We start from the raw sequence: 17,963 nt of genomic DNA, 5'->3' as shown, positions 1-17,963 counted from the left end.
GTCCCGCAGTCCCCACCGTACGGCGCACGCCGGTCGGCGCGGGCATCAATTCTGGAATTGGTTTCACCTGGGTGCGCCGGGGTACGCCGCACGTCCCAGTGTCCGCCCGCTCGCTGTTCCGGGCGCCGAGCCGCAGGTCGCGTTCCCTGCGGCCGCCTCCGGCTGCCCGCAGGGCGGTGGCGGCCGGCGGACAGCCGGCGGCGATGAGGGAGTGCCCGCCGCAGGGACGGATCGACGAAGCGGAGCGGGCCGCCCGGCTCCCGTGGTAAAGGCCGTTCGAGGTCCCGGACAGTGCCCTACAACAGGGCGGCGGCGGCGAGTTCGACGTCCTGACGAGTCCCGGGGGGGGATGGCCGGCCGATGACCAGGACGATCGAGGGCGGGCAGAGACCGGACACGGAACACGACGGGCGAGGAGGACGATCGCTCGCAGGGCCGGGGTGGTTGCGCCCGTCCGCCGCCCCTCTCGTCGCACCGGCCCCGCACCCGCCCCGCAGTCGTCGCGTGAGGCGACGACCACGGGCGGGTACGACGAGTCGCGACGCCGTCCCTGTCGCAGGTGAGAGCCACTCGATCACCCGGTGACGGCGGACCCGCGGACCGGCGGAGGCGGGGTGCGTCGGCCTACTTCTCGACCTCGGCGGCGAGGTTGGCGAGGACCCCGTCGTAGATCCGGCCGAGGCCCTTGGGCGCGAAGGTCCTCTCGAAGAAGCCTCCGATGCCGCCGGCGCCGTTCCACGTGGTGGTGACGACGACGCGGGACTTGCCCTCGCCGGCCGGGGTGACGCGCCAGACGGTGACCATCGAGGAGTTGCGGTCCTTCTCCACGAGCTCGCCGTCGGTCGGTTCGGTGACCTCCAGGAGGCAGTCGCGGACCCGCTTGCTGGTGGCCTGGAGCTTCCAGTGGACGAGGCTGCCCTCGCCGTCGCCGCCTTCGCGCACCTCGTACTCGCTGAAGTGCTCGGTCAGCAGCTTCCCGCGCGTGCCGCTGTAGTCGGCGATCGTGTCGAACACCTTGTCCGGGTCCGCCGCGACGACCCGCTCGGTGGTGGCCTCGACCTGCGCCATGGGGTTCCTCCAGGTCCGTGTTGCTCAGGGGTGCTAAGGGGTGCTCAGGGGTGCCTCAGTTTCGGGGCAAGCCAACCACCCCGGTCCGCGACCGCCCAAATCGGGGTCGCCGAAGCGATCGCGGGCCGATCGGAAACCGGTCCCGAAAGGTCCGTCGCACGATCATGGGAACACATGTTCTATTGTGGGATCCAGCGCTACCGAGGAGACGTCATGCGCTGGGAGAACCTCACCGCGGAGACCCGCCACGACCGGCCGGCGGACGCCGCGCTGTTCGGCGCGGACACGGTCACGACCAGGACGTTCGACACGCCCGAGTTCGCCGGCATCACCTTCCACGAGATACATGCCCGCTCGATCCTCAACCGGGTGCCGGGCGCCTCCCGGATGCCGTTCGAATGGACGGTGAACCCCTACCGCGGCTGCACCCACGCATGCGTCTACTGTTTCGCCCGACGGACGCACAGCTACCTCGACCTCGACACCGGGATCGGCTTCGACACCCAGATCGTCGTCAAGGTGAACGCGCCGGAGCTGCTGCGCCGCCGGCTCGCGTCGCCCCGCTGGCACGGCGAACACGTCGCGATGGGCACGAACGTCGACTGCTACCAGCGCGCGGAGGGCCGTTACCGGCTGATGCCGGGCATCCTGTCCGCCCTGCGCGACCGGGCGAACCCCTTCTCCGTCCTGACCAAGGGCACCCTGATCCTGCGTGACCTCGACCTGCTGCGGCAGTCCGCCGAGGTGACCGAGGTCGGTGTCTCCGTCTCCGTGGGCTTCACCGACCCCGAACTGTGGCGCACCGTCGAGCCGGGCGCCCCGGCCCCGCAGCGCCGTCTGGACGTGGTGCGGACCCTCACCGACCACGGCATCGAATGCGGGGTGCTGATGGCGCCGGTGATCCCGTTCCTGGGCGACGAACCGGCTCAACTGCGCGCCACCGTAAGGGCGATCGCGGTCGCCGGGGCCACCTCCGTCACACCGCTCGCACTGCATCTGCGCCCCGGCGCCCGCGAGTGGTTCATGGCCTGGCTCGGACAGCACCACCCCGCCCTGGTGCGCCGTTACGAGCGGCTGTACGCGGACGGCGCCTACGCCCCGAAGTGGTACCAGCGCCGGATCACCCGTCAGGTGCACGAGCTCGCCGCGGAGTTCGGCATGGGCCCCGCGCGCGGGGAGACGCCCCGCCGGATCCGGCGGCCCGCCCCGGCCGAGGAGCCCGCCGCGCCCGGGCCGACCCAGCTCACGCTGCTCTGAGCGCGTTCGAGCGCATCCAGCGCTCGAACGGGTCAATAAACCCCAGAACGGGTATTTTCGGACGATCTTTCCGGGACGATGCGGCAAGGCCGCGACCTGCGCGGTCCGCCTTCTTCGGCCCCTCCGTCCCGGGAGCAGTCCATGAACAAACGCGCAGCCGTGCTGTGCGCCGCCGCCGCACTCGTGGCCGGGACGGTCACGGCCGTGCCCGCCGGTGCGAGCCCCTCGCACCCCGCTGCCTCCGCCTCCGGCCGCTTCGCCTCCGCCTCCGCGGCGAAGCTCGCCTGGAAGAGCTGCGGCATCGCCGGACGGCCGACGCTGCAGTGCGCGTCGCTGAAGGTGCCGCTCGACCACGCCCGGCCGGCCGGGAAGCAGATCACGCTGGCGCTGTCCCGCGTGCCGCACACCGCGAAGACGTTCCAGGGGCCCCTGCTGGTCAACCCCGGCGGCCCCGGCGGCCAGGGACTGAGCCTCGCCGGGTTCGTCGCCTCGGCGCTGCCCAAGGCCGTCGCGGCCCAGTACGACGTCATCGGCTTCGACCCGCGCGGGGTGGGCAGGAGCACCCCCGCCCTGAACTGCAGGCCCGGTCACTTCGCCCCCGTCCGCCCGGACTCCGTGCCGTTCACCGAGGCGATCGAGCGGGCCGGCCTCGAGCGCGCCCGGTCCTTCGCCGAGGCCTGCGGCAAGAAGTACGCCGACGTCCTGCCGCACATCGACACCCTCGACGCCGTACGGGACATGGACGCGATCCGCGCCGCGGTCGGCGCCGAGCGGCTGAACTACTTCGGCTACTCGTACGGCACGTACCTCGGGGCGGTGTACGCCAGGCTCTACCCGCAGCGGGTGCGGCGCCTGGTCCTGGACTCGATCGTCGACCCGACCGGCGTCTGGTACGAGGACAACCTCGTCCAGGACTTCGCCTTCAACGACCGCCACCGCGCCCTGATGGCCTGGATCGCCAAGCACGACAAGACCTACGGGCTGGGCGCCGACCCGGAACGCATCGAGACCCGGTGGTACGCGATGCGGGCGGCTCTGGCGAAGAAGCCGGCCGGCGGCAGGGTGGGCGCCTCCGAGCTGGAGGACACCTTCCTGCCCGGCGGTTACTACAACGGTTACTGGCCCCACCTCGCCGAGGCGTTCGCGGCGTACGTGAAGGCCTCGGACACCGGCCCGCTGGTCGAGGCGTACGAGAACTTCGCCGCGGTCGACGCCGCGGGAGAGAACGGTTACAGCGTCTACACCTCGGTGCAGTGCCGGGACTCCTCCTGGCCCCGCGACTGGGACGAGTGGCGCTCGGACAACTGGGCGGTGTACGCCAAGGCGCCCTTCATGACCTGGAACAACGCCTGGTACAACGCGCCGTGCGCGTTCTGGCCGACCCGCCCCCTGGCCCCGGTGAACGTCGCCAACGACGACCTGCCGCCGGTCCTGCTGTTCCAGGCGACCGACGACGCCGCCACCCCGTTCGAGGGCGGCGCGACGGTCCACGCGCTGCTGCGCGGCTCCAGTCTGGTCGTCGAGGAAGGCGGCCAGAACCACGGCATCACGCTGAGCGGGAACGCCTGCCTGGACAAGCACCTGGCGGCATACCTGGCCGACGGCACGGTGCCGCGCGGGAGCGGCGAGGCCGACGCGGTGTGCCCGGCGCAGCCCGATCCCGAGCCACCGGCCTCCAGGGTCGCGCAGCGCTCCGCCCACGGCTCGACGCTGCACGGACTGCTCGGCTTCCGCGGCTGAGCGGCGGTCGGAAGGCCGGAGGCAGAGAGACGGAGGGCCGGGTTCGTCGGGCGCGTCGGACGCGTCGGGGGTGCCGGGGGCTTCGTCGGACCCGTGGTCCACCATGGACGCGTGAGCGAACCGGCCAGAACGACCGTTCCCCATGGAGATCGAGGCGTTCGCGGTGGTGGGCGAATGACGTCGGCGGCGGCCCCGCAGGTGCGCGAGATGACGCTCGCGGACGTGGACCGGGTCTCGGAGATCCGCGTGCGCGGCTGGCAGTGGGCCTACCGCGGCCTGATGCCGCAGTCGTACCTGGACGCGCTGAGCGTCGCCGAGGACGCCGAGCGACGCCGGGCCGGCTTCGGGCGGGGTGGGCCCGGCGTGGTGAACCTGGTCGCGGAGCGGGCCGGGACGGTGGTGGGCTGGGCGGCCCTCGGCCCCTACCGGGAAGGCGAAGTCCTGACGGAAGAAGCCGAGTTGTACGCGCTCTACGCGGCCGTCGAGCACATCGGCACCGGCGTCGGACGTGCTCTCCTTCAGGAGGCCGCACGGCGGGCCGAGGCCCTGGGGCACCCGGCCATGCGGCTCTGGGTGCTCGAGGGCAACGCCCCGGCCCGCCGGTTCTACACGCGCGCCGGGCTTCACGCGGACGGCGCCGAGGAGCCCTTCGAGGTGGCGGGTGTCACCGTGTCCGAGGTGCGCCACGGGGGACGCCTGCCTCTGGAAGGCTCCTTCCCCACGGCCCTCTGAGGGTTCGTCACCGCTGCCTGGGAATGCGCGCGAGGGCGTGCACGGCCGCCTGCGCGAGCACCGGGTGGGCCAGGGCGTCGTTCAGCACCGGGCGGGCCCGGCCGTCGCCCAGCGCGCCCAGCCCCTCGACGCAGGCGAGGGCGACCCGCCGGTAGGGGTCGTGCGGCCGCAGCCGCCGCTGCAACGTCGTGATCAGCGCGGGCACCGACTCGGGTGCACGCAGCTCCACCAGCAGCCGGACGGGATGCAGGGCGTAGGCGACGCGCAGTTCGTTGGTGGCCAGGGCGGCCGCGGCGCGCGCGGTACGGGGGTCGCCGAGGCGGGCGAGGGCGTGGGCGGCGGACGCGCAGCGCGGGGGGTCGCGGTGGTTGAGCAGCAGGACGAGCGTCTCGAAGGCGCGGCGGTCCCCGGCGAGTCCGAGCCGGAACGCCGCCAGTTCCCTGGCCCACAGTGGCTGCCCCGGCTCGGTGAGCAGGCCCGCCAGTTCGTCGGGGTCCGCGGTGCCCGCCAGCCGCTCGTAGGCCGCCGTCGCGCCGGACTCGCGCCGTAAGCGCTCCGTGAGGGATCGCAACTCTTCGTCCATGGGCCGAGCCTAGGACAGCCGTCGGCGGCGCACGGCGCGCAGCAGCGCACGGGTGCACAACCGGGCGCACGCCCTGTGCTCTCGACGGCGCCGGAAAGACCGCGCAAACGCGTACTTCGTCCCGCTCGCGGCCGGCTCCGTCCAGGCCTGATCGGCGGTGCTCCCGACCGGTGACGTGCGGCGACGACGGGCGCACCGGACGACGGGGGCGAGTTCGCGGGACACCTTCGGGCAGCGGCGGTCAGATTCGGCCGACGAGAGATCAAGTTCGTTCGCAACGGTGAATTTCAAGGGCGGAAAGGGGTGGCTCCGACCGTCAGTACTATCCCCGTCCAACAGTACGACGGGAACGTTGCTACTGATAAGTAACGCGTCGTCAGGTGAGGTCGGGAGGTTCAGGAAAGGGTCTCCCGGCACCCCCCTGATGATGTGACCCATCGATGCGAGCCGATGAGCTCCTGCACCGAGGCGCCGGCGGCGCCATCGTTTTGTCCGAAGGGCCCTGAACAAAATGAGTCCTACTTTGACACTCGACCCGTCCCACCACACGGAACTGATACGCAATCTGTTCCACAAGGTGCAGTTCGACACGTTCGAGGGCTACGACGACCCTCGCTGCAACGTCACGGCCCTCACTCAGGAAGCGTTCACCAGGACGCTGCCCCTCCTGCCTGCCGGCATCTGCGCGCAGGAGGCGTACGAGCGGCTGATGGACGTGAGCATGCAGCTCGCGGCCGACGACCTGAGGGCCCGTCAGAACTGCTGTGTCCCGTGCGAGATCCACCTCATCCCCCTGGTCTCCCTGTACGGCTTCCGGTTCGGCGAGGTGGACGACGGCTTCCAGCCGTGGCTGGCCGCGGTCGACGCTCTACCGCAGCCGGACCGGACGGTCTACCGGCTCATCGCCTTCCACGGGTGGACCAATGCCAGGACCGCCGAGGTGCTGGGCCGCTCCCAGGGCTGGAGCAGCAAGGTCATGAGCCGGGCCAGGGCCCGTCTGACATCCGCCGGCGTCTGTGTGGAGGAGCTCCAGAGGGGCTTCTTCGACGTGGAGATCCACAGAAGGAAGGAGAAGCCATGACCCATCCGACGGCGTACCGCCGCAAGGCGCGTCTGATCGACCATGCCGCTCCGCCCACTCCCCAGGAGTGGCTGGAGCACGATGCCCGGTACTTCGAGGACATCACGGCCGAGATCGGCCGCAGGGCGGCCGGCGGCGATCCCGCCGCCGCGCCCTGGGCGTCGCCGCTCTACTTCGACGCGACGGCGCGAGCGCAGTCCGTCACGGAACGCGCCCTGCTCGCCCTGCGGCACCTGTCCGGGGAGGCGGTCGCCCGCCTGGTCCTGCTCGGCCGGGTGCTCCACGGGGAGCGCGCCCGGCCCGACGCCGCCCCGGCGGCGGAACGGCAGCCGGAGAGCGACAGGGGCGGCCAGGAGGGACGCGTCCGCCGCAAGGAGGGCAGCACCAGCCCGCCCGCCCGCGGCGGCCGGCCCATCGTCACGCAGCTGGACGGCACGGAGGCCCTGGCAGGCTGACGCGCCACCACCGTCGCTCCCCGGCTCCGGCCCGGGAGCGGCGGCACCCGGCGGCAGCGCCCCCACGCGCGCCCGCACCCCCGCACCCCACCCCGCCCCGCACGTCGCCCCCCGCACTCACCGCATCACCCCGCCCCTGCCCGAGACCTCCGCCCGAGAACGGAAAAGAGCACGACGATGGCGACACACGGCACCCCCGCGGAGAAGAACACCGCACACGACGCTCGCGACGACCGGACGGGACGCCGTCGGCTCGTCGCCCTGCGGACGGTCATCCAGGTCCTGGTCGCCGGCTGCCTCGCCTCGGTCGGCGTGGCCGTCCGGCAACTGCCCGCCCACCCCGTCCTCGCGGGCGTGTACGTCGGACTGGCCTCGGTGGGCGTGGCCGGGACCGGGGTCTGCGTGACGCTGTATCTGCACCTGCGCCGCGACGGCGCCGATGATCGCGCCGACGGCGGGGCGGCCCCGACGCCCGGGTCCTGAGCCGGTGCGGAACACATCACAGAGCAGATCACCGAAAGAGGGCTGGCGCGCTCGTTACCCACCGGTTAAGCTCATAAGAGCGAGTCACCCACTCGCAGTACCTCCTCGTGGCGGCCTGGTGACGCAGTCGCCGCGAGATGTCGGTTCGGTACCCCGTGTACCGCTGTACGACCCGGCCACGGGACAGGGCCGGTCGGATCCGCCGTTCGTCCCCGGGCGTGTGCACGCCCGCGGCGACGGCACCGGGCGTGTGCGCTCGCAGCCCGGCAACACCCGCACTCCTTCCGCGCACCCGGTGCGCCCGGGCCTCGCAGAGGTCCCTCCGGCGCACCCGGGCGCGTTCCCAGTCGTCACTCTCATTCCTGGAGTCCCGCGATGGCCGCTCCCCTGTCCGACACCCCTCTGTCCCCGCTCCGGACGATCGCCGTCATCGGCCTCGGCACCATGGGCACCGGCATCGCCGAGGTCCTCGCCAAGGCCGGTCGCGAGGTGATCGGCGTCGACGTCAGCGAGGCCCAGGCCGCGCGGTCCCTCGCCGCGCTGGAGTCCTCCACCGCCCGCGCCGTGCAGCGCGGGCGGCTCACCGAGCAGGAGCGCACGGCCGTCCTGGCCCGCGTCCGCGTCTCCACCGACCTGGGCACGGCCGCCGACGCCGACCTCGTGATCGAGGTGGCCCCCGAGTCGTACGAGATCAAGCAGCAGATCTTCCGCGAGCTGGACGCGATCGTGCGGCCCGAGACCATCCTGGCCACCGGCACCAACGCGCTCTCCGTCACCCGCCTCGCCGCCGACTCGGCGCGCCCGGAGCGGGTGCTGGGCCTGCACTTCTTCAACCCCGCGCCGGCGATGAAGCTGGTCGAGGTCGTCTCCTCGGTGCTCACCGCTCCGTCCGCCGTCACCGCCGTCACCGACCTCGCCCTCGACCTGGGCAAGGAGCCCGTCGCGGTCGGCGACCGGCCCGGATTCGTCGCCGACGGCCTGCTGTTCGGCTACCTCAACCAGGCCGCCGCGATGTACGAGGCCCGTTACGCCTCCCGCGAGGACATCGACGCGGCCATGCGGCTCGGCTGCGGCCTGCCGATGGGCCCGCTCGCACTGCTCGACCTGATCGGCGTGGACACCGCCCGCACGGTCCTGGAGGCCATGTACGCCGAGTCCCACGACCGGCTGCACGCGCCCGCCCCGGTCCTCAAGCAGCTCAGCGAGGCCGGACTGACGGGCCGTAAGTCGGGCCGCGGCTTCTACACCTACGACGCCCCCGGCAGCGCGACGGTCGTCCCGGACGCGCTGACGCCCCTGTCCGGCGGGGCCGGGGCCGCGGGCCGCCCGGTCTCCTCGGTCGGGGTCGCGGGCTCGGGCACCATGGCCTCCGGCATCGCCGAGGTCTTCGCCAAGGCCGGTTACGACGTCGTCCTCGCCGCCCGCAGCGAGGAGAAGGCGCGGACGGCCAAGGCCCGGATCGGCAAGTCGCTCTCCCGCTCGGTCGACAAGGGCCGGCTGACCGCCGAGACCGCCGCCCGGATCCTGGACCGCATCACCCCGGCCGGCTCCTGGGACGCGTTCGCCGACGTCGACCTGGCGCTGGAGGCCGTCGCCGAGGACCTCGAGGTCAAGCAGCAGCTGTTCGCGGCCCTGGACAAGGTGTGCAAGCCCGGCGCGGTCCTCGCCACGACGACCTCCTCGCTGCCGGTCGTCGCCTGCGCCCGCGCCACCTCGCGCCCGCAGGACGTGATCGGGATGCACTTCTTCAACCCTGCCCCGGCGATGAAGCTGGTCGAGGTCGTCCGCACGGTGCTGACGGCCGAGGACGTCCACGCGACGGTGCGCGAGGTGTGCGTCCGGATCAAGAAGCACGCCGTCGACTGCGGCGACCGGGCCGGCTTCATCGTGAACGCCCTGCTGTTCCCGTACCTCAACAACGCGATCAAGATGGTGCAGGAGCACTACGCGACCCTCGACGACATCGACGCGGCGATGAAGCTGGGCGGCGGCTACCCGATGGGCCCCTTCGAGCTGCTGGACGTCGTCGGACTCGACGTCTCGCTCGCGATCGAGAAGGTCCTGCACCGCGAGTTCCGCGACCCGGGGCTGGCTCCGGCCCCGCTCCTGGAGCACCTGGTGGCCGCGGGCTGCCTCGGCCGCAAGACCGGCCGCGGCTTCCGCGAATATGCCCGCCGCTGAGGGGCCCGGCGACCGGCGGCCGGCGCGCGGGGACTGGGGCGGGCTGCTCGGGCCCGCCGCCGGGTCCCCGTCCGCCGGGGGCGGGGGACGACCCGGACCTGCACACCGAGCTGCGCAGATGCAGTACGTTCAGGTCATGTCCCAGTCCGCCAGGTCCTCACGCACACCCGCCACGCCCGACGCTCCCGAGAGCGCCGCGGGCAGCCGCGCGGCCGCCCAGCGGCTCAAGATGCGCCGCGAACTGGCGGCCGCGGCCATGGAGCTGTTCTCGACCAAGGGATACGAGGCGACCACGGTCGACGAGATCGCGGCCGCGGCCGGGGTCGCCCGCCGCACCTTCTTCCGTCACTTCCGCTCCAAGGAAGAGGCGATCTTCCCCGACCACGACGACACCCTGATCCGGGCGGAGGCCGTGCTGAACGCGGCCCCCGCGCACGAGCATCCGCTCGACACGGTGTGCCGTGGCATCAAGGAGGTCATGAAGATGTACGCGGCCCGGCCGGAGATCTCGGTCGCCCGCTACAAGCTGACGCGCGAGGTGCCCACCCTGCGCGAGGCGGAGATCGCGTCGGTGGCCCGCTACGAGCGCCTCTTCACCCGCTACCTCCTCGGCCACTTCGACGAGCACGCGCACGACGACGACGCCAACGACGACCCGCTGCTGGCCGAGGTCGCCGCGTCGGCCGTGGTCACCGCCCACAACCACGTGCTGCGGCGCTGGCTCAGGGCGGGCGGACAGGGCGACGTCGAGGCCCAGCTCGACCACGCCTTCGCGATCGTCCGCAAGACCTTCGGCACGGGCATCGGGGCCGGGCGCAGCGGCGCCGGAGCCCCGCAGCCGGCCCCGGCCGCGGTCTCCGCGCAGGGCGAGGTGCTGGTGACGGTCGCCCGGACCGACGCCTCGCTGGACGAGGTCATGCGCACCATCGAGCAGGCCCTCAAGGAGCGCTGAGACCCTCGGGTCCGGATCGGGCCCGTTTCCCGTTGTGATCACGGCCACCCCACGGGGTGGCCGTTCTGTCATGTCAGAGCACCTTTTCGCGCGGATTTCAGGCCGCGTTCGATCGATCATCGCTCATGTGTCACGTAAAGATTTCAGCCGAGCGGAAGTTCTGGCACTCAGTGCCTTGCGAGGTGACACGCGGTGTCATACGTTGAAGGAGTCCGGGCGGCCGGCGTGCAGCGACCATACGTACGCCGGCTGTCCCCGCAACCTCATGGACTGCGCGCCCGGACGCCTGCGTCACAGGCAACCTCCCGCGCCACAAAGCGCTGCCGAACAGCACGCCGCCGAACCGACGGCACCTTCCGACCCACCCTCAGCAGCACCGCCGTAGCCCTCAGCGCCCCTCCCTCAGGGCGCTCACCGCCGGAGGCAACACCGTGACCATGCAGAAGATCCTGGACGCGATCCAGTCGCCGGACTCCACGTCGGCCGACTTCGCCGCTCTGCCCCTCCCCGAGTCCTACCGTGCGATCACCGTGCACAAGGACGAGACGGAGATGTTCGCGGGCCTGGAGACCCGCGACAAGGACCCGCGCAAGTCGATCCATCTGGACGAGGTGGCGCTGCCCGAGCTCGGGCCGGGCGAGGCCCTGGTGGCCGTCATGGCCTCCTCGGTCAACTACAACTCCGTGTGGACCTCGATCTTCGAGCCGGTGTCGACGTTCTCCTTCCTGGAGCGCTACGGCCGGCTCAGCGAGCTCACCAGGCGGCACGACCTGCCGTACCACATCATCGGTTCCGACCTCGCGGGCGTGGTCCTGCGCACCGGTCCGGGCGTCAACGCCTGGCATCCCGGCGACGAGGTCGTCGCCCACTGCCTCTCCGTCGAGCTGGAGTCCTCCGACGGCCACAACGACACGATGCTCGACCCCGAGCAGCGCATCTGGGGCTTCGAGACCAACTTCGGCGGGCTGGCGGAGATCGCGCTGGTCAAGTCCAACCAGCTGATGCCCAAGCCGGACCACCTGAGCTGGGAGGAGGCCGCGGCCCCCGGCCTCGTCAACTCCACCGCCTACCGGCAGCTGGTCTCCCGCAACGGCGCCGGCATGAAGCAGGGCGACAACGTCCTGATCTGGGGCGCGAGCGGCGGCCTCGGCAGCTACGCCACGCAGTTCGCGCTGGCCGGCGGCGCCAACCCGATCTGCGTCGTCTCCTCGCCGCAGAAGGCCGAGATCTGCCGGGCCATGGGCGCCGAGGCGATCATCGACCGCACCGCCGAGGACTACCGGTTCTGGAAGGACGAGCACCACCAGGACCCCAAGGAGTGGAAGCGCTTCGGCAAGCGCATCCGCGAGCTCACCGACGGTGAGGACGTCGACATCGTCTTCGAGCACCCGGGCCGTGAGACCTTCGGCGCCTCGGTCTACGTCACCCGCAAGGGCGGCACGATCGTCACCTGCGCCTCGACCTCCGGCTATCACCACGAGTACGACAACCGCTACCTGTGGATGTCCCTGAAGCGGATCATCGGTTCGCACTTCGCCAACTACCGCGAGGCCTGGGAGGCCAACCGGCTGGTCGCGAAGGGCAAGATCCACCCGACCCTGTCGAAGGTCTACTCCCTGGAGGAGACCGGCCAGGCCGCCTACGACGTGCACCGCAACCTCCACCAGGGCAAGGTCGGCGTGCTCGCGCTGGCCCCCGGGGAGGGCCTGGGCGTGCGCGACGAGGACAAGCGCGCCCGGCACATCGACGCCATCAACCGCTTCCGCAACATCTGAGACACCCGAGGTCACGATGACTGAGCGTCAGTCCGCCGAAGGAAAGCGGGAGAAGGACCGGCCGTGGCTCATGCGCACGTACGCCGGTCACTCCACGGCCGAGGCGTCCAACGAGCTGTACCGGCGCAACCTCGCCAAGGGCCAGACGGGTCTGTCGGTCGCGTTCGACCTGCCCACCCAGACCGGCTACGACTCCGACCACGTCCTCGCCCGCGGCGAGGTCGGCAGGGTCGGCGTGCCGGTGGCCCATCTCGGCGACATGCGCAGGCTGCTGCAGGACATCCCCCTGGAGCAGATGAACACCTCGATGACGATCAACGCCACCGCCATGTGGCTGCTGGCGCTCTACCAGGTCGTCGCCGAGGAGCAGGGCGCCGACGTCACCAGACTCCAGGGCACGACCCAGAACGACATCGTCAAGGAGTACCTGTCCCGCGGGACGCACGTCTTCCCGCCGGGTCCGAGCCTGCGGCTGACGACGGACATGATCGCGTACACGGTCTCCCACATCCCGAAGTGGAACCCGATCAACATCTGCAGCTACCACCTGCAGGAGGCCGGGGCCACACCGGTACAGGAGATCGCGTACGCGATGTCCACCGCGATCGCCGTGCTGGACGCCGTCCGCGACTCCGGGCAGGTGCCGGCCGACAAGTTCGGCGACGTGGTCGCCCGCATCTCCTTCTTCGTGAACGCGGGCGTCCGCTTCGTCGAGGAGATGTGCAAGATGCGCGCCTTCGGCCGCATCTGGGACCGGGTCACCCGCGAGCGCTACGGCATCGAGGACCCCAAGCAGCGCCGCTTCCGCTACGGCGTCCAGGTCAACTCGCTGGGGCTGACCGAGGCGCAGCCGGAGAACAACGTCCAGCGGATCGTGCTGGAGATGCTCGCGGTGACCCTCTCGAAGGACGCCCGCGCGCGTGCCGTGCAGCTGCCGGCCTGGAACGAGGCGCTCGGGCTGCCCCGGCCCTGGGACCAGCAGTGGTCGCTGCGCATGCAGCAGGTCCTCGCCTACGAGAGCGACCTGCTGGAGTACGAGGACATCTTCGAGGGCTCGCACGTCGTCGAGGCGAAGGTGGCGCAGCTGGTCGAGGCGTCCCTCGCCGAGATGGAGCGGATCCAGGAGATGGGCGGCGCGATGGCGGCCGTCGAGTCCGGCTACCTGAAGTCGCAGCTGGTCTCCTCGCACGCCGAACGGCGGGCCCGCATCGAGTCCGGTCAGGAGAGGATCGTCGGGGTCAACATCTTCGAGACGACCGAGCCCAACCCGCTGACCGCCGATCTCGACACCGCGATCCAGACGGTCGACCCGGCGGTCGAGGCCCGCGTCATCGCCTCCCTGCAGAACTGGCGCGACACCCGGTACCAGCCGCCCTTCAACCACCCGCGTCCGTGCAAGGCGCTGGAGAAGCTGAAGGAGGCCGCGAAGGGCACCGCCAACCTCATGGAGGCCACCCTGGAGTGCGCCCGCGCCGGAGTCACGACCGGCGAGTGGGCGGGGGCCCTGCGCGAGGTGTTCGGCGAGTTCCGCGCGCCGACGGGCGTGTCGTCGGCGCCGGTGGCCGTGCCCGCGGAGGAGGGCTCGGCCATGGCCGACGTCCGCCGCAGGGTCGACCTGACTGCGAAGGACATGGGCGTCGGCAAGCTGCGCTTCCTGGTCGGCAAGCCGGGCCTGGACGGGCACTCCAACGGCGCGGAGCAGATAGCCGTGCGCGCCCGCGACGCCGGGTTCGAGGTGGTCTACCAGGGGATCCGGCTGACGCCCGAGCAGATCGTGGACGCCGCGCTGGAGGAGGACGTGCACGCCGTGGGCCTGTCCATCCTGTCCGGCTCGCACGCCCAGCTGGTGCCGGACGTCCTCGAACGGCTGCGTGTGGCCGGTGCCACAGACATCCCGGTGATCGCCGGTGGCATCATCCCGAATGGAGACGCCGAACAGCTCAGGGCCGCCGGCGTGGCCGCGGTCTTCACCCCGAAAGACTTCGACATCACCGGAATCATCGGCCGCATCGTCGACGAGATCCGCAAGGCGAACAAGCTCGACCCCCTGGAGGTCCCCGCATGACCGCCCGCCCGTCGCCCGCCACCACCCTTTCAGCGAGCGGCTCCGCCGCACGCCCTCTCAACCGTCTGCGCCCGCGACGCTCCTGCCTCGCGGTCCCGGGTAGCAACCCGCGCTTCCTGGAGAAGGCGCAGGGCCTCCCGGCCGACCAGGTCTTCCTCGACCTCGAGGACGCGTGCGCGCCGCTCGCCAAGCCCGAGGCCCGGCACACCATCGTCAAGTTCCTCAACGAGGGTGACTGGACCGGCAAGACGAGGGTCGTGCGCGTCAACGACTGGACGACCGAGTGGACCTACCGCGACGTCGTGACGGTGGTCGAGGGGGCCGGCCCGAACCTCGACTGCATCATGCTGCCGAAGGTGCAGAACGCCCAGCAGATCGTCGCGCTGGACCTGCTCCTTACCCAGATCGAGAAGACGATGGGCTTCGAGGTCGGCCGCATCGGCATCGAGGCTCAGATCGAGAACGCCCAGGGCCTCAACAACGTCAACGAGATCGCGCAGGCCTCCCCGCGCATCGAGACGATCATCTTCGGCCCGGCCGACTTCATGGCATCGATCAACATGAAGTCGCTGGTCGTGGGCGAGCAGCCGCCGGGCTACCCGGCGGACGCCTACCACTACATCCTGATGAAGATCCTGATGGCGGCCCGCGCCAACGACCTCCAGGCGATCGACGGCCCCTACCTCCAGATCCGCAACGTCGACGGCTACCGCGAGGTCGCCGGGCGCGCCGCCGCCCTCGGCTTCGACGGCAAGTGGGTGCTGCACCCGGGCCAGGTCGAGGCGTCCAACGAGATCTTCTCGCCGTCGCAGGAGGACTACGACCACGCCGAGCTGATCCTGGACGCGTACGACTACTACACGTCCGAGGCGGGCGGCAGGAAGGGCTCGGCGATGCTCGGCGACGAGATGATCGACGAGGCCAGCCGCAAGATGGCGCTGGTCATCTCCGGCAAGGGACGCGCCGCCGGCATGCGGCGCACGTCGAAGTTCGAGATCCCCGACAACTAAGGAGCGCTGGGCGCGATGCAGTTCGGACGCACCTACGAGGAGTTCGAGGTCGGGGCGACGTACAAGCACTGGCCGGGCAAGACGGTCACGGAGTACGACGACCACCTGTTCTGTCTCCTCACCATGAACCACCACCCCCTCCACATGGACGCGAACTATGCGGAGCGGACGACCGACTTCGGCAGGAACGTCGTCGTGGGCAACTACGTCTACTCGCTCCTGCTCGGCATGTCCGTGCCGGACGTCTCCGGCAAGGCGATCGCCAACCTGGAGATCGAGTCGCTCAGGCATGTCGCGCCGACGTTCCACGGGGACACGCTCTACGGTCAGACGACCGTGCTCGACAAGTGGCCCTCGAAGTCGAAGGACGACCGCGGGATCGTCCACGTCGAGACCAAGGGCTACAAGCAGGACGGCACGCTGGTGTGCGTGTTCCGCCGCAAGGTGATGGTGCCGACCGAGACGTACGTCAAGGAGCGCGGCGGCGAGCAGCCCGGCCGCCCGGAACTTCAGGAAGGCTGATCGATGGCGCGCCTCGCCCAGACCGCCGGTCTGACCGACGTCCAGCAGGAGATCCTCTCCACCGTCCGCGACTTCGTGGACAAGGAGATCATCCCGGTGGCGACCGAGCTGGAGCACCGCGACGAGTACCCGCAGGCGATCGTCGACGGTCTCAAGGAGTTGGGCCTGTTCGGCCTGATGATCCCCGAGGAGTACGGCGGTCTGGGCGAGTCGCTCCTCACCTACGCCCTGTGCGTCGAGGAGATCGCCCGCGGCTGGATGTCCGTCTCGGGCATCGTCAACACCCACTTCATCGTGGCGTACATGCTCAAGCAGCACGGCACGCAGGAGCAGAAGGACCGCTATCTGCCGAGGATGGCGGCCGGCGACGTCCGCGGCGCCTTCTCCATGTCGGAGCCCGCTCTCGGCTCGGACGTGTCCGCGATCACGTCGAAGGCGGTGAGGGACGGCGAGGAGTACGTCCTCGACGGCCAGAAGATGTGGCTGACGAACGGCGGGACCTCGTCCCTGGTGGCCGTCCTGGTCCGAAGTGACGAAGGACACTCCCCTGCGGAGAGGGCCGCGGCCCCCCACCGGTCGATGACGACCTTCCTGATCGAGAAGGAGCCCGGCTTCGGTGAGGTCCGCCCGGGCCTGACCATCCCGGGCAAGATCGACAAGATGGGCTACAAGGGCGTCGACACCACCGAGATGATCATGGATGGCCTGCGGCTTTCCGCCGATCAGGTGCTCGGCGGGGCCACCGGCCGGGGTTTTTACCAAATGATGGACGGCGTCGAGGTCGGCCGCGTCAACGTCGCAGCGCGTGGCTGCGGCGTCGCTCAGCGCGCCTTCGAGCTCGGCGTGCGGTACGCCCAGCAGCGCCACACGTTCGGCAAGCCGATCGCCCAGCACCAGGCGATCCAGTTCAAGCTGGCCGAGATGGCTACCAAGGTCGAGGCCGCCCATGCGATGATGGTGAACGCCGCGCGCAAAAAGGACTCAGGAGAACGAAACGACCTCGAGGCGGGGATGGCGAAGTACCTCGCCTCCGAGTACTGCAAAGAGGTGGTGGAGGACTCCTTCCGGATCCACGGCGGGTACGGCTTCTCCAAGGAGTACGAGATCGAGCGCCTCTACCGCGAGGCCCCGATGTTGCTGATCGGTGAAGGCACCGCCGAAATCCAGAAAATGATCATCGGGCGCAGGTTGCTCGAGGAGTACCGGTTCCAGGGCTGATTATCCGAGTTGGGGGTGTTTTCTTCGAGAAGAAGATCACACCCCGTCAACTTCCTCCGGCCGTCGACTCGTCTTCCTTGCTTACCCAGTTGTGGCCCCGAACCGCTACGATCGCGGAAAGCCGCCGTCCCCCGTCGAAGCGCGGCATCATCCGCTACGAAGGTCATTCATGCCCCACAGCCAAACCTCTGCACACCGCGACAGCCTGGTAGGCGCACGCCTCGCGCGCGGAGCATCGCCGTGGCTTCTGCCGACCGTCGCCACCGCAGCCGTCAGCCTGCTGCGCGCCCGCCGCTCGGGCGCCGCCAAGGCCGTCGCCGTGCCCGCCACCGCTCTCGCGGCGGGCATGCTGTGGTTCTTCCGCGACCCCGAGCGCGAGATCGCCTCGGGCCGGGTCATCTCCCCCGCCGACGGTGTGGTGCAGAGCATCATGCCGTGGAAGGACGGACGCACCCGGGTCGCGATCTTCATGAGCCCGCTCAACGTCCACGTCAACCGCGCGCCGCTGGCCGGCACCGTGACGTCGGTCGAGCACATCCCCGGCGGATTCGTGCCGGCGTTCAACAAGGAGAGCGAGAACAACGAGCGCGTCGTCTGGCACTTCGACACCGAACTCGGTGACATCGAGATGATCCAGATCGCCGGAGCCGTCGCGCGCCGCATCGTCCCCTACGTCCCCGAGGGCACGAAGGTCGAGCAGGGCGAGCGGATCGGCCTGATCCGTTTCGGCTCGCGCGTCGACGTCTACCTGCCCGAGGGCGTGGAGGTCGCGGTCGAGGTGGGGCAGAAGACCGTGGCAGGGGTGACTCGCATTGACCGTGATTGACCCGGAGACCCAGGC

At 70.7% G+C, this 17,963-nt stretch carries 16 protein-coding genes; 14 read left to right on the top strand and 2 right to left on the bottom strand.

The window, feature by feature from the left end; all coding sequences use genetic code 11:
* Positions 1–624: 624 nt before the first annotated feature.
* Entirely contained in the window at positions 625–1,068 is a 444-nt protein-coding gene (locus tag IE239_RS23510; protein ID WP_190151351.1) for an SRPBCC family protein, read from the bottom strand.
* A 213-nt stretch (positions 1,069–1,281) separates the two neighbouring features.
* Between IE239_RS23510 and IE239_RS23505 the strand changes: the two genes are divergently transcribed.
* The 3 genes from IE239_RS23505 (at position 1,282) to IE239_RS23495 (ending at position 4,797) form a co-directional block, all read left to right on the top strand.
* Positions 1,282–2,325: an Rv2578c family radical SAM protein gene (locus IE239_RS23505; RefSeq protein WP_190151350.1), complete on the top strand. Its 1,044-nt coding sequence runs from the start codon at positions 1,282–1,284 to the stop codon at positions 2,323–2,325.
* Positions 2,326–2,466: 141 nt separating this feature from the next.
* Positions 2,467–4,065, top strand: coding sequence for an alpha/beta hydrolase (locus IE239_RS23500; protein WP_190151349.1), 1,599 nt, complete (start codon positions 2,467–2,469; stop codon positions 4,063–4,065).
* 174 nt (positions 4,066–4,239) lie between these two features.
* Positions 4,240–4,797, top strand: coding sequence for a GNAT family N-acetyltransferase (locus IE239_RS23495; RefSeq protein WP_190151348.1), 558 nt, complete (start codon positions 4,240–4,242; stop codon positions 4,795–4,797).
* A 7-nt stretch (positions 4,798–4,804) separates the two neighbouring features.
* On the opposite strand, the gene IE239_RS23490 is transcribed toward IE239_RS23495, so the two are convergent.
* The gene (locus tag IE239_RS23490; protein ID WP_190151347.1) at positions 4,805–5,380 is read right to left on the bottom strand and encodes an adenylosuccinate lyase; all 576 of its coding nucleotides are present in this window, start codon (positions 5,378–5,380) and stop codon (positions 4,805–4,807) included.
* Positions 5,381–5,903: 523 nt separating this feature from the next.
* On the opposite strand from IE239_RS23490, the gene IE239_RS23485 reads away from it, so the two are divergent.
* The 11 genes from IE239_RS23485 (at position 5,904) to IE239_RS23435 (ending at position 17,948) form a co-directional block, all read left to right on the top strand.
* A complete protein-coding gene (locus IE239_RS23485; RefSeq protein ID WP_190151346.1) occupies positions 5,904–6,461 on the top strand; it encodes an RNA polymerase sigma factor in 558 nt (185 codons plus the stop codon).
* On the top strand, positions 6,458–6,916 hold the full coding sequence (locus tag IE239_RS23480; protein WP_190151345.1) for a hypothetical protein: 459 nt from the start codon (positions 6,458–6,460) through the stop codon (positions 6,914–6,916). The genes IE239_RS23485 and IE239_RS23480 overlap by 4 nt, the downstream gene beginning before the upstream one ends.
* A gap of 177 nt (positions 6,917–7,093) precedes the next feature.
* Positions 7,094–7,399 carry a hypothetical protein gene (locus IE239_RS23475; RefSeq protein WP_190151344.1) on the top strand — a complete coding sequence of 102 codons (306 nt, stop codon included), beginning with the start codon at positions 7,094–7,096 and terminating at the stop codon, positions 7,397–7,399.
* 375 nt (positions 7,400–7,774) lie between these two features.
* A complete protein-coding gene (locus IE239_RS23470) occupies positions 7,775–9,580 on the top strand; it encodes a 3-hydroxyacyl-CoA dehydrogenase family protein (protein ID WP_190151343.1) in 1,806 nt (601 codons plus the stop codon).
* A gap of 136 nt (positions 9,581–9,716) precedes the next feature.
* The gene (locus tag IE239_RS23465; protein WP_190151342.1) at positions 9,717–10,532 is read left to right on the top strand and encodes a TetR family transcriptional regulator; all 816 of its coding nucleotides are present in this window, start codon (positions 9,717–9,719) and stop codon (positions 10,530–10,532) included.
* Positions 10,533–10,969: 437 nt separating this feature from the next.
* Positions 10,970–12,307 carry a crotonyl-CoA carboxylase/reductase gene (gene ccrA / locus IE239_RS23460; RefSeq protein ID WP_190151407.1) on the top strand — a complete coding sequence of 446 codons (1,338 nt, stop codon included), beginning with the start codon at positions 10,970–10,972 and terminating at the stop codon, positions 12,305–12,307.
* Between the two features lie 16 nt (positions 12,308–12,323).
* Entirely contained in the window at positions 12,324–14,372 is a 2,049-nt protein-coding gene (locus IE239_RS23455; RefSeq protein WP_190151341.1) for an ethylmalonyl-CoA mutase, read from the top strand.
* Positions 14,369–15,382 (top strand): HpcH/HpaI aldolase/citrate lyase family protein, encoded by a 1,014-nt coding sequence (locus tag IE239_RS23450; protein WP_190151340.1) that lies wholly within the window; start codon positions 14,369–14,371, stop codon positions 15,380–15,382. The genes IE239_RS23455 and IE239_RS23450 overlap by 4 nt, the downstream gene beginning before the upstream one ends.
* Positions 15,383–15,397: 15 nt before the next feature.
* Positions 15,398–15,904, top strand: a complete 507-nt coding sequence (locus IE239_RS23445) for a MaoC family dehydratase (RefSeq protein ID WP_190151339.1) — start codon at positions 15,398–15,400, stop codon at positions 15,902–15,904.
* Positions 15,905–15,907: 3 nt separating this feature from the next.
* Entirely contained in the window at positions 15,908–17,122 is a 1,215-nt protein-coding gene (locus tag IE239_RS23440) for an acyl-CoA dehydrogenase family protein (RefSeq protein ID WP_190151338.1), read from the top strand.
* A gap of 169 nt (positions 17,123–17,291) precedes the next feature.
* Entirely contained in the window at positions 17,292–17,948 is a 657-nt protein-coding gene (locus IE239_RS23435) for a phosphatidylserine decarboxylase (protein ID WP_190151337.1), read from the top strand.
* The last annotated feature ends 15 nt before the right edge of the window (positions 17,949–17,963 follow it).

The organism is Streptomyces humidus, from assembly GCF_014649655.1.
Lineage (GTDB): Bacteria > Actinomycetota > Actinomycetes > Streptomycetales > Streptomycetaceae > Streptomyces > Streptomyces humidus.
The sequence above is the reverse complement of the archived record's forward strand: the minus strand, read 5'-3'. Positions and strand labels throughout refer to the sequence as shown.